Raw genomic sequence first — 15,355 nt, forward strand, 5'->3', positions numbered from 1 at the left:
GCTCAGGACGAACGGAGGGTTTTGTGCTGTCCGGTTTGACAGCCTGAACCTAGGCCAGCGCCGCCTTCACCAGCCCACTGGCCTTCGACATGTCCAGCACCGTGCCGTGGCGCGCCTTCAGTTCCGCCATTACGCGGCCCATGTCCTTCATGCCGGAAGCGCCGATCTCGGCCTTGATGGCCTCGATCGCGGCGGTGGTTTCTTCCTCGCTCAATGCGCGGGGGAGGAAGCGGTCGATAACGGCGACTTCGGCTTCCTCGGCTGCGGCCAGTTCCTCGCGGCCGCCCTTGCGATACATGTCGATCGACTCGATGCGCTGCTTCTTCATCTTCTGCAGCACTTCGACGACCAGCGCATCGTCTTCCGGCGCGTTCGTCTGGGTGCGGGCCTCGATGTCGCGATTCTTGATCGCGGCCTGAATCAGGCTGATCGCAGCGCGGGTTTCCTTGTCGCCGGATTTCATGGCGGCGATCTGGGCTTGCTTGATATCGTCTCGAATCATGATGACTGCGCCCATATCAGATTGACGCGGGGGAGGGGCGAGTTTAGCGCGCCGCACTTAACGTACATCGCCGCTTACCCCAGGAGTGCCCGCCACCATGGCCGACGCCGACCCTTCGCACGCGCCCAAACCTGACGGCGCCACCGGCGTCCTCGTCCTCGCCTCAGGCGATGTGATCTGGGGCCGTGGCTTCGGCGCCGAGGGACAGGCAGTGGGCGAGGTGTGCTTCCACACCGCGATGACCGGCTATCAAGAGATCATGACCGATCCCTCCTTTGCCGGGCAGATCATCACCTTCACCTTTCCGCATATCGGCAATGTCGGTGCGAACCCGGACGATGTGGAGGCGGATGAGCCGCACGCGCTGGGCATGATCGTGCGCGAGGATCCGACCGCGCCGTCGAACTTCCGTGCCGCCGAGAACCTCGAGGGCTGGATGAAGCGCCACGCACGCATCGGCCTTGCCGGGATCGACACCCGCGCGCTGACCCGCCGCATCCGCGCGGGCGGGGCGCCCACCGGCGTCGTCGCGCATTCCGCGGACGGCAATTTCGATCTCGACCTTCTCCTGAAGATGGCGCGTGAGTGGCCGGGGCTGGAGGGCATGGACCTCGCCAAGACGGTAACTCGTGAGACGCACGCCACCTGGGGTGAGGACCGCAACGGCGGGATCTGGCAGATCGGCTTTGGCTATAACGGTGTGCAGGGCGACGATCGCCCGCACGTCGTGGCGATCGATTATGGCAGCAAGCACAATATTTTCCGCAACCTAGTTCAGGCGGGCGCGAAGGTGTCGGTGGTGCCGGCGGAGACCGATTTCGACACGATCATGTCGCTCAATCCCGACGGCATCTTCCTGTCGAACGGCCCGGGCGATCCCGCCGCGACCGGTGAATATGCGGTCCCGGTGATCCAGAAGCTGCTGGAGACCGGAAAGCCGCTGTTCGGCATCTGCCTTGGGCACCAGCTGCTCGGCCTTGCGGTCGGTGCGCGCACGACCAAGATGTTCCAGGGCCATCGTGGTGCAAACCACCCGGTGAAGCGCCTCGCGGATGGCGCAGTCGAGATAACCAGCATGAACCACGGGTTCGCAGTCGAACGCGAAAGCCTGCCGGCGAATGCGCGCGAGACCCACGTTTCACTGTTCGACGGCAGCAATGCCGGCCTGGAGCTGACCGACAAGCCCGCGTTCAGCGTGCAATATCACCCCGAGGCGAGCCCGGGTCCGCAGGACAGCTTCTACCTGTTCGAACGGTTCGTGGGCTCGCTGCGTTGATCACCACGGGCCGGCTTGCTGCTCCGGTGCTGATCCTCGCCTTGGCTGCCTGTTCGCAGGCTGCCCCGGCGAACCAGCACCAGTTGCAGGCGCGGCTTTCCTCGATCCCGAACAAATGCGGGGTGGAGAAAGCGCGGCTCAAGGCGACGTCTGCCGCGGACGTGACGATGGAATTGCCGGGCGACATGCCAGCGTCTGCTGCCGAAAAGGCCGCCGCCTGCATCGCCGCCGAAGTGAAGAAGATTTCGGGAGCCAGCCTCACGCCGATCGGCGCGACGGCTGGCGCCGCCGAGTAGGACCAAGAGAGACATAATGCCCAAGCGCACCGACATCTCCTCCATCCTCGTCATTGGCGCCGGACCGATCGTGATCGGTCAGGCGTGCGAGTTCGATTATTCGGGCACGCAGGCGATTAAGGCGCTCAAGGAAGAGGGCTATCGCATCGTCCTGGTCAATTCGAACCCGGCGACGATCATGACCGATCCCGAGCTGGCGGACGCCACCTATGTCGAGCCGATCACGCCGGAGATCGTCGCGAAGATCATCGAGAAGGAGCGGCCCGACGCCGTCCTGCCGACGATGGGCGGGCAGACCGCGCTAAATACTGCGCTGGCGCTGTTCCGCGACGGCACGCTGGAGAAGTACGGCGTGACCATGATCGGCGCCGACGCGGAAGCGATCGACAAGGCGGAGGACCGCCAGAAATTCCGCGACGCGATGGACAAGATCGGGCTGGAAAGCGCTCGCTCGGCCGTGGCGCATACCGAGGCGGAGGCGCTGGAGGCCCTGGAGAAGACCGGGCTTCCCGCGATCATCCGGCCGAGTTTCACTTTGGGCGGCACCGGCGGCGGCGTCGCCTACAATCGCGAGGAGTTCCTCGAGATCGTCCGCAAGGGGCTCGATGCCTCGCCGACCACCGAGGTGCTGATCGAGGAATCGCTGCTCGGCTGGAAGGAATATGAGATGGAGGTGGTCCGCGACCGTGCGGACAATTGCATCATCATCTGCTCGATCGAGAATATCGATCCGATGGGCGTCCACACCGGCGATTCCATCACCGTCGCGCCGGCGCTGACGCTGACCGACAAGGAATATCAGATCATGCGCAACGCCAGCATTGCGGTGCTGCGCGAAATCGGCGTGGAAACAGGCGGTTCGAACGTACAGTTCGCGGTCAATCCGAAGGACGGCCGCCTGATCGTGATCGAGATGAACCCGCGCGTGTCGCGCTCCTCGGCGCTCGCCTCCAAGGCCACCGGCTTCCCGATCGCCAAGGTCGCGGCGAAGCTGGCGGTTGGCTACACGCTGGACGAGATCGAGAACGACATTACCGGCGCGACCCCGGCTTCGTTCGAGCCGACGATCGACTATGTCGTCACCAAGATCCCGCGATTCGCCTTCGAGAAGTTCAAGGGCGCCGAAGCCGTGCTGTCGACCGCGATGAAGAGCGTCGGCGAAGTGATGGCGATCGGGCGCAATATCCATGAGTCGATGCAGAAGGCGCTGCGTGGCCTGGAGACCGGTCTCAGCGGCTTCGATCGCGTCGAGCGGCTGGTCGGCGCGCCGCGCGCCGAGATCGAGGCGGCGCTTGCCGTTGCCTCGCCCGATCGCCTGCTGGTCGCCGCCCAGGCGCTGCGCGAGGGCTTCACCGTCGCCGAAGTGCACGCGATCGCCAAGTACGACCCCTGGTTCCTTGAGCGGATCGAGGAGATCGTGCGCGCCGAAGAGGAAGTGTGCCGCAACGGCCTGCCGATCGACGCGGCCGGCATGCGCCGCCTGAAGGCGATGGGATTCAGCGACAAGCGGCTTGCCTGGCTCGCGCTCCAGTCGGCGAACCTTCGCGGCATGCGTCGTGGCATTGCGCAAGGGTCGGGCCTGATCCATGAGGCGGTGAAGGCGATGACCGGCGGCGTCACCGAGCAGGAGGTGCGCGAGCATCGCCACAAGCTGGGCGTGCGCCCGGTGTTCAAGCGGATCGACACTTGCGCGGCCGAGTTCGACGCCAAGACGCCCTACATGTATTCGACCTATGAGGCGCCCAGCTTCGGCGAGCCCGAGAATGAGGCGATGCCGTCCGATCGCCGCAAGATCGTGATCCTGGGCGGTGGACCGAACCGGATCGGGCAGGGGATCGAGTTCGATTACTGCTGCTGTCACGCCTGTTTCGCGCTGGCGGATGCCGGGTTCGAAACGATCATGGTCAACTGCAACCCGGAGACGGTCTCGACCGACTATGACACGTCGGATCGCCTGTATTTTGAGCCGCTGACGGCCGAGGACGTGCTGGAGATCCTGCATGTCGAGCAGTCCAAGGGCGAACTCGTCGGCGTGATCGTCCAGTTCGGTGGCCAGACGCCGCTGAACCTGGCGCGTGCGATCGAGGCGGCAGGGATTCCGATCCTCGGCACCTCGCCCTCGGCAATCGACTTGGCCGAGGATCGCGAGCAGTTCGCGGCGCTGGTCGACAAGCTGCGCCTGCTCCAGCCCAACAATGGCATCGCCCGCAGCCGCGAAGAGGCGCTGAACGTCGCCGAACGCGTCGGCTATCCGGTGCTGATGCGCCCGAGCTTCGTGCTCGGTGGCCGCGCGATGGAGATCGTCGACGGGCCGCAGCAGCTGGAGGATTACATCCAGACCGCGGTTCAGGTGTCCGGCGACGCGCCGGTGCTGATCGACCAGTATCTGCGCGACGCGATCGAGGTGGACGTGGACGCGATCTGCGACGGCGACGATGTCGTGGTTGCCGGCGTGCTGCAGCATATCGAGGAGGCCGGCGTCCATTCCGGCGACAGCGCCTGCTCGATCCCGCCCTATTCGCTGCCGGCCGAGATCATCGCAGAGATCGAGCGTCAGGCCGAGGCGCTGGCGCACGGCCTTGGCGTGCGCGGCCTGATGAACATCCAGTTCGCTGTGAAGGACGGCAAGGTCTACCTTATCGAGGTGAACCCGCGTGCCAGCCGCACGGTGCCGTTTGTCGCCAAGGCGATCGGATCGCCGATCGCCAAGATCGCGGCGCGCGTGATGGCGGGTGAGAAGCTGAAGGACCTGCCGGCGATCGATCGCAACATCGATTATGTCGCGGTGAAGGAAGCGGTGTTCCCCTTCAACCGCTTCCCGGGAATCGATCCCGTGTTGTCCCCGGAAATGAAATCCACCGGCGAAGTGATGGGAATCGATCGCGATTTCACCACCGCCTTCGCCAAGTCACAGCTCGCGGCAAGCAATGTGCTGCCGAGCGGCGGCAAGGTGTTCGTCAGCGTGAAGGACAATGACAAGGCGGCGATCACGCCCGCGATCCGCGAACTGGTAGACGCCGGCTTCACCATCGTCGCGACCGGCGGCACCGCCGATCACCTGCAGCGTGCCGGCCTGCCGGTCGAGGTGGTAAACAAGGTGGCGCAGGGCCGGCCGCACATCGTTGACCGGATCAAGGACGGCGACATCGCGCTTATCTTCAACACCACCGAAGGTTGGCAGAGCCTGAAGGATTCGCAGCCGATCCGCGCGTCTGCGGTGAATCAGAAGATCCCGTACTTCACCACCGCCCAAGCAAGCATTCAGGCAGCAAAGGCTATCACGACGGTGTCGCAGAACCTTGAAGTGCGCCCGTTGCAGGCCTATTATTCGCAGTCGCACAACTAATCCCCGACAATTTGTTTGAGGTGCGAAGCGGCTAAGAGGAGGCCGCTCGGGGACGTGTTTATTGAAGGGTGACGCGCACATGGCGACCGTCGAGAAGATGCCGATGCTGCAGGAAGGCTATGACAAGCTGACTGCGGAGCTTAAACGGCTGAAAATCGAACGGCCACAGATCGTCGATGCCATCGAAGAAGCGCGTGCCCACGGCGATCTGTCGGAAAACGCCGAATATCATGCCGCCAAGGAGCGGCAGGGCCAGATCGAGGCGACCATCGCCGACATCGAGGACAAGCTGTCGCGCGCCCAGATCATCGATCCGCGTGACCTGTCCGGCGACAAGGTGGTGTTCGGCGCGACGGTGACGTTGCTCGACGAGGACGACAAGCCGATCAAGTATCAGATCGTTGGCCAGACCGAGGCCGACGCAAAGTCTGGGCGGATCAGCTACAATTCGCCTATCGGGCGCGCGTTGATCGGCCGCAGCGTCGACGACGAGGTCGAGGTGTCGGTGCCGGCTGGCGACCGCTACTACGTCGTCTCGAAGATCGAGTTCATCTGAACCGCGGGGCAGGGAAACCTGCCCTTTACGGCCGCCCATGTGTGTAGCCGCGTCTCGCGTCTCAGGGCGGGCCTGCGGCACCATAAGCGCCAGCGCACAACGGACATAAAGAAAGTGCCGGGATGTCAGTCCCGGCACGTGAAGGTTGGCGATCTCGGATCCTGGATCAGTCCTTGGTGTCGGGCTTCAGCAGATCCGGCTCGAGCAGCCGGTGCAGGTGTACGACGACATACTTCATTTCCGCGTCGTCCACCGTGCGCTGCGCTGCGCCGCGCCACGCCTTTTCGGCCGAGGCATAATCAGGGAACACACCGACGATATCGATCGAATTGAGATCGTCGAACTCAAGGGTACGGGGGTCGGAGACCCGGCCGCCGAAAACGAGATGAAGCTTGCTCATGCGGCGCTCCATAGTGCCTCGGCGGCCTTGTTTGAAGCCGTAGGAAGACGGCTATTCACGATCGCGCCCACGAAAATCATCTCGCCGGCAGTTTCGTTCACTGCTCCTGCGACTGTGCCGTGGCTGTCATCTGCTCCTTTCCGGCCTGGGCCGCAGCAGTTCCGGCCTGCGCCGCCGCCTTGGTCACGCCCTGGAACAGCGACTTCACCTGCTCACGCGCCGCTTCCTTGCTGAGGCCGCGCTCGTGGAGTTCGTTGCGCCCGGCTTCCTTGGCGGCGACGACCGCGGCGGCAGCGGCGGCGTTCACGCGCTTGCCGACCGGCGCGAGGATGGTTTTCTCGCGCTCGCTGCGTGGCACCAGCGCACCAACGAGGGCGCCAAGCGCCAGCCCGCCCGCCAGGACGCCCAGCGGGTTGTTCTCGATCGCGCTGCCGGCGGTGTCGCGCGAATGCTCAACGGTGTCGCCCGCGCGCGCGACGGCGCTTTCATAGGCGTGAGTCGCGCGCTCACGCAGCGACTCATGATCGTGATTGGTCTGCGTCTGGTCGTCGGTCATATATCGTTCCTCTCGGCCGTGGCTGGCCAGTCACCAGGGATCGAACGCGCTAGATTGTCGGCGGTTGCGCCGTGCTTGTGGCGGCGTCGGAACAGCGAGGCGATCCGGCGTCGGCCAAGCCAGGCGACCGCCAGCGCGCCTACCCCGGCGACGATTTCGGGGTGTGTCTTGGCGGTATCAACGCTGGTGCGCAGCGCCTTCGTGCCGGATTCAGTCAGCCCATCCATCGCCCCGCGTGCCAGCAGGCGCGGATCGAGCTTCACCTGGAGCGCGCCGATCGTTCTGTTCAGCCGCTCGCGTGCGGCAGCGGCACGGGCTTCGGCAAGGGCAAGGCTGGCCGCTGCGGCGTCGGTGCTCAAGGCGTCACCTGCGGCGTAAGGCGCTTCTTGCCCATCAGGCCAAGGACCGCAGCGATGATTAGCACGGTGCCGACCACCGCCAGTGTCGCGAGCCCCGGCCCGATCAACGTGGCAAGCGACAGGATCAACCCGACGAGAAGCGCGATCAGCGCCGCCAGCGCGAGCACACCGGCCACCGCGAAATAGACGGCGGCGGTGCGATAACGTGCGACGGCGGACGTGGCGCGAGCCTTGGCAAGCGCCACTTCCGCCTGCGCCATTTCGCGCGTGTCGAGTGCAAGCTGCGCGACGAGCTCGGCAATGCCGGCTTCCTCGTCACGGGCCGTCCTGTCCCCCAGCACGAAGCTTAGGCCTGATCGCGCTGGTTGCTCTGGCCGCCCTGCTCACGCTGGTCGAGGCCGGCCGAAAGCAGGCGAGCGAGGACGAAGCCGATCGTCGCAGCGGCGCCGATCGCCACCGCCGGGCTCTTGCGCACCAGTTCGCGCGCATCATCGAGCAGGTCATCGACCGACTTGTCGTTCAGCGAGGACGAGAGGCCCTGCACCGAATCCGCCGCCTGGCGGGCGTATTGGCCATATTGCGAGCCGAGCTTCTCATCGACCTGCGCGGCGGCATCGTTCAGCATTTGCGACAGCTGATCGAGCGCGCCCGTCGCCTTTGCCTTGCCTTCGTCTGCGAGGGTGCGCGCCCGGTCGCCGGCCTCGCCCTTCAGCTTCTGGACGCTGTCGCTGATCGTCTGCTTCGCGCCTTCGCCGCTGGCACTGGCGGCCGAACCGTTGCTGCCTGCCGCGGCAAGCGGGTCACCGCCATCGGTGTCCAGCCCCTTCAGCGGATCGGCAGGAGCGAACGGATCAGCCGCCGCCGGCGTAATGTCCTGATCGGTCATCGGCTTCAGAGTGTCGTCTGCCATTGCGAATCCTTCCTTGGTCGAAGCGACAAACCCCGTGGCGCGCGCAGCGGTTCCATCGTGAATTGCCGCGGGCGGCTCGCCTCGTTATCGGGCTTGCCGAACCCGTTCCTCGATATCGTAGAAGGATCGTTACGTGACCGCAATCATTGACCTCCAGGGCCGCCAGATCCTCGACAGCCGCGGCAATCCGACCGTGGAGGTCGATGTGTTCCTTGAGGATGGCAGCTTCGGCCGCGCGGCCGTGCCGTCGGGGGCGTCGACTGGCGCGCATGAGGCGGTCGAGAAGCGCGACGGCGACAAGAGCCGCTGGATGGGGAAGGGCGTCGACGCTGCGGTCGAGGCGGTGAACGGCGAGATCGCGGACACCATCCGCGGGCTTGAGGCCGAGGACCAGATCGAGATCGACGCCGCGCTGATCGAGCTCGACGGAACGGAGAACAAGGGTCGCCTCGGCGCCAACGCGATCCTCGGCGTCAGCCTGGCGGTGGCGAAGGCCGCGGCGGATGCGCGCGGCCTGCCGCTGTATCGCTATGTCGGCGGTGTCGCCGCCCATGTGCTGCCAGTGCCGATGATGAACATCATCAATGGCGGCGAACATGCCGATAACCCGATCGACTTCCAGGAATTCATGATCATGCCGGTCGGCGCGGCGAATATCGTCGAGGCGGTGCGCTGCGGTTCGGAGATTTTCCACACGCTGAAGAAGGGCCTGCACGACAAGGGCCTGGCGACGTCCGTCGGCGACGAGGGCGGCTTTGCCCCGAACCTCGCGAGCACAACCGATGCGCTCGACTTCATCATGCAGTCGATCGAAAAGGCGGGGTACACGCCGGGCGACGACGTGATGCTGGCACTGGACTGCGCGGCGACGGAGTTCTTCAAGAACGGCAAGTATGAGATTTCGGGCGAGGGCCTGTCGCTCGAGCCGGGTGCCATGGCCGATTACCTCGCCGATCTCGTCGCCCGCTATCCGATCCTCTCGATCGAGGACGGCATGGCCGAAGACGATTTCGAGGGCTGGAAGGCGCTGACCGACAAGATCGGCGACAAGGTGCAGCTCGTCGGTGACGATCTGTTCGTCACCAATCCGACGCGTCTGCGCGACGGCATCAAGCGCGGCCTTGCGAATTCGCTGCTGGTCAAGGTCAACCAGATCGGCACACTCTCGGAGACGCTGGAGGCGATCCGCGTCGCCGAGCGCGCCGGCTACACCGCCGTGATGAGCCACCGGTCGGGCGAAACCGAGGATGCGACGATCGCGGATCTCGCCGTCGCCACCAACTGCGGCCAGATCAAGACGGGCAGCCTCGCCCGGTCGGACCGGCTCGCCAAGTACAACCAGCTGATCCGTATCGAGGAAGAGCTGGGCAGCATCGCCGCTTATGCTGGCCGGGACGTGCTGCGCACGCGGTAAAGACGCTTGAATCCATTGGGGGTTTGCGCGAGAATCGATGCCGATGCGCCGCAAACCCTCCAACTTCCGGTCCGTGCTGAAGCGCGCCGCCTGGCCGGCGGTGGCGCTGACGATCATGGCGTTCTTTGGCGGCTATGCCGTGCTGGGCGCCAACGGCTTGCTGGCCTTTGGAGACTACAAGCGGCAACTGGCGCAGCGCGAGCGGCATTATGCCGCGCTTGATCAGCGGCGCGAGATGCTGCGCAACCGCGTGGCACTTCTCGATCCGCGCCATGCCAACCCTGACATGGTCGATGAACTGGTGCGGCGCGAACTGAACGTCGCGCATCCCGACGAGATCATTGTCCCGCTGAAGTAAGGCGTCGTCGTTAGGGCGTGTGTCGCCCGCAGGCTGACGGCTGCGGCTTCCCACGCGCCCTGTTCCGCGCCATGCTGCCCGCCAGATCAATGGGGCAAAATGATTGGGGGGCGGGACGCATGGCGATCCTTGATATTCTGTGGCCGACGTTTGCGCTGGTGGCGCTGGTGTTCATCGTGTGGTTCACGCTGTTCCTGCAGCGCTTCGGCCACATGAAGCGCAACCCGCCGAAGCCCGCGGACTTTGCCGATGGCGAGACGGCGATGCGCTATTTCCGCCCGGTCGAGATGCCGGCCAACAACCTCGCCAATCTGTTCGAGATGCCGGTGCTGTACTTCGCGCTAGTGCCGCTGATGATGCTGACGGCGCAGGTAAACTACATCCAGGTCACGCTCGCCTGGCTGTTCGTCGGCCTCAGGGCGCTGCACAGCTTCATTCACATCGGCCCGAAGAAGGTGCAGGCGCGGTTCCTGGTGTACCTTTTGTCGGTGATCGTGCTGATGGCGATGTGGATCGGCTATTTCGTCGATATCGCACAGGCGGCGGGGGAGTATCGCCGCGCGATGGATTCAATGGGGGGTGTTCTTTGAAGATGAAGTGTCTTGCCAGCCTGCTGGGCGCGGCGGCAATGGTGGCGCCGTTCGCGGCCGCGGCCGAAACTGTGGTCATTACAGCGGCCCGGATGCTGGACGTCGAGAAGGGCGCGATCGTCGACCGGCCGGTGATCGTGGTGACCGACGGCCGCATCGCCTTGATCAACCGCGGTGAGCCGAATGCGCCGGCCGGAGCAAAGCGGCTGGACCTGGGTGACGTGACGCTGCTGCCCGGGCTGATCGACATGCACGTCCATCTCGATGCCAACCCGCGCTACGGCCCTTATCAAGCGCTTCAGTTTACCGACACTTTCTGGGCAGTGCAGGGTGTCGCCAATGCCCAGGCGATGCTGCGCGCTGGCTTCACGACCGTGCGCAACGTCGGCTCCGAGAACTATGACGACGTCGCTTACAAGCAGGCGATCGAGGAGGGGTTGATGACCGGGCCGCGCATCGTTCCCGCAGCGCATGCGCTTTCCGCGACCGGCGGCCATTGTGACAGCACCTTCTTCCCGCCCTCGTTCAACCAGCGCGGCAAGGCGGTCGGCGACACGCCCGACGAGCTTCGCACCCATGTTCGCCAGCAGCGCAAATATGGCGCCGAGGTAATCAAGGTCTGCGCGACGGGCGGCGTCTTCAGCCGCAACACCGAGCCTGGCCAGCAGCAACTGTCCGAAGCCGAGTTGCGCGCGATCGCCGACGAGGCGCATCAATGGGGCCTGAAAGTCGCCGCCCATGCGCATGGCGCGGCCGGCATTAAGGCCGCGATCCGCGCCGGCATCGACACGATCGAGCATGCCAGCCTGATCGACGACGAGGGTATCCGCCTGGCCAAGGAGCGGGGCGCGTATCTTTCGATGGATATCTACAACACCGAATATACCCAGGCCGAGGGCAAGAAGAACGGCATCCTCGAGGATAACCTGCGCAAGGACCGCGAGGTCGCGCAGATCCAGCGCGACAATTTCCGCAAGGCCAATGCGGCCGGCGCAAGGATGGTGTTCGGCACCGATGCTGGCGTGATGCCGCATGGCGATGCCGCCAAGCAGTTCCGCATCATGGTGCAATATGGAATGACGCCGCTGCAGGCGATCCGCGCCGCCACCGTCACCGCGGCCGAAGCGCTGGGCCGCACCCGCGATGTCGGCGCCATCGCGGTCGGGCGTTATGCCGACATGGTGGCAGTGCCGGGCAATCCACTGACCGACGTGACGGCGCTGGAGCGCCCGGCAGCGGTGATCAAGGGCGGCGAACAGGTCGACTGAGCCTGTGCTGATTGCAGCCGGGCAGGGGGCTGTCCTCCTGCCCCGCCAAGCCCGCCAGCATTGACGCGTGGCGAGTCGATGCGTATAGGGCCGCCGGTTCGTGGTGGGTCCTGCCCGTCCGAGCAGCTTGAACATTGCTGGATGCGTTAAGGGCCGGAAGTGTCGCCTTGCGACCGCCCCCGGTCCTTTTTGTATTCCACGTGCTGTTATGGCTCCAGCAAAGTAACCTATGGAAAGGTGAAGGCTTCAATGCCGACGATCAACCAGCTGGTCCGCAAGGGCCGCGAACCGCAGAAGGCCAAGTCGAAGGTCCCTGCGATGGAGCAGAACCCGCAGAAGCGCGGCGTTTGCACCCGTGTCTACACCACGACCCCGAAGAAGCCGAACTCGGCGCTGCGCAAGGTGGCCAAGGTCCGCCTGACCAACCAGCGCGAAGTCATCAGCTACATCCCGGGCGAAGGCCACAACCTGCAGGAGCACTCGGTGGTGCTCATCCGCGGCGGCCGTGTGCGCGACCTTCCGGGCGTGCGCTATCACGTGCTGCGCGGCGTGCTCGACACACAGGGTGTCAAGGACCGTCGTCAGTCCCGCTCCAAGTACGGCGCCAAGCGTCCGAAGTAAGCCGGTCGCTGCCCTCCGGCCATGGCCGGACGTGGCAATGCGATCACCCAGGCTGAAGTTTAGAAGGAAGATACCAGATGGCTCGTCGTCGTCGTCCCGAGAAGCGGGAAATCCTGCCTGATCCCGTTTACGGGGATGAGGTTCTGTCGAAGTTCATGAACTCCGTGATGCTGGACGGGAAGAAGTCCGTCGCGGAGGGCATCGTCTATTCCGCGCTGACCACCGTCGAAGCCCGCGCCAAGCGTGAGCCGCTCGGCGTGTTCCACGAAGCGCTGAACAACATCAAGCCGGGCATCGAAGTCCGTTCGCGCCGCGTCGGTGGTGCAACGTACCAGGTGCCGGTCGAGGTTCGTCCCGAGCGCGCGCAGGCGCTGGCGATCCGCTGGCTGATCAACGCCGCGCGCGGCCGCAGCGAGAACACGATGGATGCGCGTCTGTCGGGTGAACTGCTCGACGCGGCAAACAACCGCGGCAACGCGGTGAAGAAGCGCGAAGACACGCACCGCATGGCGGAAGCGAACCGCGCCTTCAGCCACTACCGCTGGTAATGGCCGCGGCTTCCGTCTTGGAAGCGCAACGCACCTGAACTATATCGTGGGGAGCCGGCCATGGGCCTGCTCCCCACATCGCTAAGGAAAGCCCGACCATGGCCCGCAGCCATCCGCTCGAGAAGTACCGTAACATCGGCATCATGGCGCACATCGACGCCGGCAAGACGACGACGACCGAGCGCATCCTTTATTACACCGGTAAGTCCTACAAGATCGGCGAAGTGCACGAAGGCACCGCGACGATGGATTGGATGGAGCAGGAGCAGGAGCGCGGCATCACCATCACGTCCGCGGCGACCACGTGCAAGTGGCGCGCGAACGAAGGCAAGGGTGACGAGCACCTCATCAACATCATCGACACGCCCGGCCACGTCGATTTCACCATCGAGGTGGAGCGGTCGCTGCGCGTGCTCGACGGCGCGGTTACCTGCTTCGACGGCGTCGCCGGCGTTGAGCCGCAGTCCGAGACGGTGTGGCGTCAGGCCGACAAGTATCGCGTTCCGCGTCTCTGTTACGTCAACAAGCTCGATCGCACCGGTGCGAACTTCGATCGCTGCGTGCAGATGATCAAGGATCGTCTGGGTGCGCGCACGGCCGTGCTCTACCTGCCGATCGGCATCGAGAGCCAGTTCGTTGGTCTCGTCGACCTCGTCGAAAACCGCGCGATTGTGTGGCTGGACGAGTCGCTGGGCGCGAAGTTCGAGTATCGCGAGATCCCGGACGACATGAAGGACGCGGCTGCCGCAGCACGTGCCGAGCTGATCGAGATCGCCGTCGAGCAGGACGAGGAGGTTCTGGAAGCCTATCTCGAAGGCAACGAGCCTGACACGGCGACGCTGAAGCGCCTGCTCCGCAAGGGCACGCTGGCGTTCGACTTCGTGCCGGTGCTGTGCGGCTCGTCGTTCAAGAACAAGGGCGTTCAGCCGCTGCTCGACGCGGTGGTGGACTACCTGCCGAGCCCGCTCGACATTCCTGACGTTCAGGGCGTGAAGCTCGACGGCGAGACCGTCGATTCCCGTCCGCCGTCGGATGACGCGCCGATGTCGCTGCTCGCGTTCAAGATCATGAACGATCCGTTCGTCGGCTCGCTCACCTTCGCTCGCATCTATTCGGGTAAGCTCGCCAAGGGCACCTACCTGAACTCGGTGAAGGACAAGAAGGAAAAGATCGGCCGTATGCTTCTGATGCACGCGAACTCGCGTGAGGACATCGAGGAAGCGCGCGCTGGCGACATCGTCGCGATCGCGGGTCTGAAGGAAACGACGACCGGTGACACGCTGTGCGATCCGGCCAACCCGATCATCCTCGAGCGGATGGAATTCCCCGAGCCCGTCATCGAGCTCAGCGTGGAGCCGAAGACCAAGGCCGACCAGGAGAAGATGGGCGTGGCCCTGAACCGCCTGGCTGCCGAGGATCCCTCGTTCCGCGTGTCGACCGATCACGAATCCGGCCAGACGATCATCAAGGGGATGGGCGAACTCCACCTCGAGATCCTCGTCGACCGCATGAAGCGTGAGTTCAAGGTCGAGGCGAACGTCGGTGCGCCGCAGGTGGCGTATCGCGAATACCTGAAGAAGCCTGTCGACATCGACTTCACCCACAAGAAGCAGTCGGGTGGTACGGGTCAGTTCGGTCGCGTGAAGGTGAAGCTGACGCCGGGCGAGCGCGGTGCCGGCATCATCTTCAAGGACGAGATCAAGGGCGGTAACATTCCGAAGGAATATATCCCCGCGATCGAGAAGGGCTTCCGCGAGACGGCGGCTACCGGTTCGCTGGTCGGCTTCCCGATCATCGACTTCGAGATCGTGCTGTATGACGGCGCGTACCACGACGTCGACTCGTCGGCTCTGGCGTTCGAAATCACCGCCCGCGGCGCGATGCGCGAAGCGGCGCAGAAGGCCGGCATCACGCTGCTCGAGCCGGTGATGAAGGTCGAGGTCGTGACGCCCGAGGATTACCTCGGGGACGTGATCGGTGACATGAACTCGCGTCGTGGCCAGATCCAGGGCACCGACACGCGCGGCAACGCGCAGGCGGTGACGGCGATGGTCCCGCTGGCGAACATGTTCGGCTACGTGAACTCGCTGCGTTCCTTCACCCAGGGCCGTGCGAGCTACTCGATGCAGTTCTCGCACTATGACGAAGTGCCGCAGAACGTCGCTGACGAAGTGAAGGCGAAGCTCGCCTGAGGCGCGCGGGAGTAAGCATGCTTGCTCCCGACACGCTGCAAGGCCGGCCGGCGGGTCGGCAAAGCCGGACCCGTCCGACGACGCGGGACTTGTTTCCGCGTCGGCCCCGCCGGAAGGCAGGGTTTGCGAAACGGGAATTCAGCCGCTATGGGGCCGCCTTCAC

Annotated in this window: 17 protein-coding genes; 11 read left to right on the top strand and 6 right to left on the bottom strand. The window is 64.7% G+C overall.

Annotated elements, in window-relative coordinates:
• Positions 1-49: 49 nt before the first annotated feature.
• Complete coding sequence (locus ACH0AE_RS05405; RefSeq protein ID WP_294444156.1) at positions 50-502, bottom strand: GatB/YqeY domain-containing protein; 453 nt, start codon at positions 500-502, stop codon at positions 50-52.
• A gap of 97 nt (positions 503-599) precedes the next feature.
• On the opposite strand from ACH0AE_RS05405, the gene carA reads away from it, so the two are divergent.
• The 4 genes from carA to greA all read left to right on the top strand — a co-directional run bounded on the left by carA (position 600) and on the right by greA (position 5,976).
• Entirely contained in the window at positions 600-1,778 is a 1,179-nt protein-coding gene (carA, locus tag ACH0AE_RS05410; RefSeq protein ID WP_406875519.1) for a glutamine-hydrolyzing carbamoyl-phosphate synthase small subunit, read from the top strand.
• Complete coding sequence (locus tag ACH0AE_RS05415; RefSeq protein ID WP_294444151.1) at positions 1,775-2,074, top strand: hypothetical protein; 300 nt, start codon at positions 1,775-1,777, stop codon at positions 2,072-2,074. The genes carA and ACH0AE_RS05415 overlap by 4 nt, the downstream gene beginning before the upstream one ends.
• 16 nt (positions 2,075-2,090) lie before the next feature.
• A complete protein-coding gene (gene carB / locus ACH0AE_RS05420) occupies positions 2,091-5,420 on the top strand; it encodes a carbamoyl-phosphate synthase large subunit (protein WP_294444150.1) in 3,330 nt (1,109 codons plus the stop codon).
• A gap of 79 nt (positions 5,421-5,499) precedes the next feature.
• Positions 5,500-5,976, top strand: coding sequence for a transcription elongation factor GreA (gene greA / locus ACH0AE_RS05425; protein WP_294444149.1), 477 nt, complete (start codon positions 5,500-5,502; stop codon positions 5,974-5,976).
• Positions 5,977-6,142: 166 nt separating this feature from the next.
• Here greA and ACH0AE_RS05430 read toward each other — a convergent pair whose 3' ends face one another.
• From ACH0AE_RS05430 to ACH0AE_RS05450, 5 genes are all read right to left on the bottom strand, one after another.
• Positions 6,143-6,376: a DUF4170 domain-containing protein gene (locus ACH0AE_RS05430; RefSeq protein ID WP_294444148.1), complete on the bottom strand. Its 234-nt coding sequence runs from the start codon at positions 6,374-6,376 to the stop codon at positions 6,143-6,145.
• A gap of 97 nt (positions 6,377-6,473) precedes the next feature.
• Entirely contained in the window at positions 6,474-6,932 is a 459-nt protein-coding gene (locus ACH0AE_RS05435; RefSeq protein WP_294444147.1) for a hypothetical protein, read from the bottom strand.
• Positions 6,929-7,291, bottom strand: a complete 363-nt coding sequence (locus ACH0AE_RS05440) for a phosphatase (protein ID WP_294444146.1) — start codon at positions 7,289-7,291, stop codon at positions 6,929-6,931. The genes ACH0AE_RS05435 and ACH0AE_RS05440 overlap by 4 nt, the downstream gene beginning before the upstream one ends.
• Positions 7,288-7,632, bottom strand: a complete 345-nt coding sequence (locus ACH0AE_RS05445) for a phage holin family protein (protein ID WP_294444145.1) — start codon at positions 7,630-7,632, stop codon at positions 7,288-7,290. Before ACH0AE_RS05445 ends, ACH0AE_RS05440 begins: the two co-directional genes overlap by 4 nt.
• A 5-nt stretch (positions 7,633-7,637) precedes the next feature.
• Entirely contained in the window at positions 7,638-8,201 is a 564-nt protein-coding gene (locus tag ACH0AE_RS05450; protein ID WP_294444144.1) for a hypothetical protein, read from the bottom strand.
• Positions 8,202-8,334: 133 nt separating this feature from the next.
• Between ACH0AE_RS05450 and eno the strand changes: the two genes are divergently transcribed.
• From eno to fusA, 7 genes are all read left to right on the top strand, one after another.
• Positions 8,335-9,615, top strand: a complete 1,281-nt coding sequence (gene eno / locus ACH0AE_RS05455; protein WP_294444143.1) for a phosphopyruvate hydratase — start codon at positions 8,335-8,337, stop codon at positions 9,613-9,615.
• A 43-nt stretch (positions 9,616-9,658) separates the two neighbouring features.
• Positions 9,659-9,973: a septum formation initiator family protein gene (locus ACH0AE_RS05460; protein WP_294444142.1), complete on the top strand. Its 315-nt coding sequence runs from the start codon at positions 9,659-9,661 to the stop codon at positions 9,971-9,973.
• Positions 9,974-10,092: 119 nt separating this feature from the next.
• Complete coding sequence (locus ACH0AE_RS05465; protein ID WP_294444141.1) at positions 10,093-10,563, top strand: MAPEG family protein; 471 nt, start codon at positions 10,093-10,095, stop codon at positions 10,561-10,563.
• 2 nt (positions 10,564-10,565) lie between these two features.
• The gene (locus ACH0AE_RS05470) at positions 10,566-11,831 is read left to right on the top strand and encodes an amidohydrolase family protein (RefSeq protein ID WP_406875548.1); all 1,266 of its coding nucleotides are present in this window, start codon (positions 10,566-10,568) and stop codon (positions 11,829-11,831) included.
• 249 nt (positions 11,832-12,080) lie between these two features.
• Positions 12,081-12,452 carry a 30S ribosomal protein S12 gene (gene rpsL, locus ACH0AE_RS05475; protein WP_029936467.1) on the top strand — a complete coding sequence of 124 codons (372 nt, stop codon included), beginning with the start codon at positions 12,081-12,083 and terminating at the stop codon, positions 12,450-12,452.
• Positions 12,453-12,529: 77 nt separating this feature from the next.
• A complete protein-coding gene (rpsG, locus tag ACH0AE_RS05480) occupies positions 12,530-13,000 on the top strand; it encodes a 30S ribosomal protein S7 (RefSeq protein ID WP_294444139.1) in 471 nt (156 codons plus the stop codon).
• A 98-nt stretch (positions 13,001-13,098) separates the two neighbouring features.
• Complete coding sequence (gene fusA / locus ACH0AE_RS05485) at positions 13,099-15,192, top strand: elongation factor G (protein WP_294444138.1); 2,094 nt, start codon at positions 13,099-13,101, stop codon at positions 15,190-15,192.
• The last annotated feature ends 163 nt before the right edge of the window (positions 15,193-15,355 follow it).

Source organism: Sphingomonas sp. 179-A 2A2 NHS, from assembly GCF_045371305.1.
Classification (GTDB): domain Bacteria; phylum Pseudomonadota; class Alphaproteobacteria; order Sphingomonadales; family Sphingomonadaceae; genus Sphingomonas.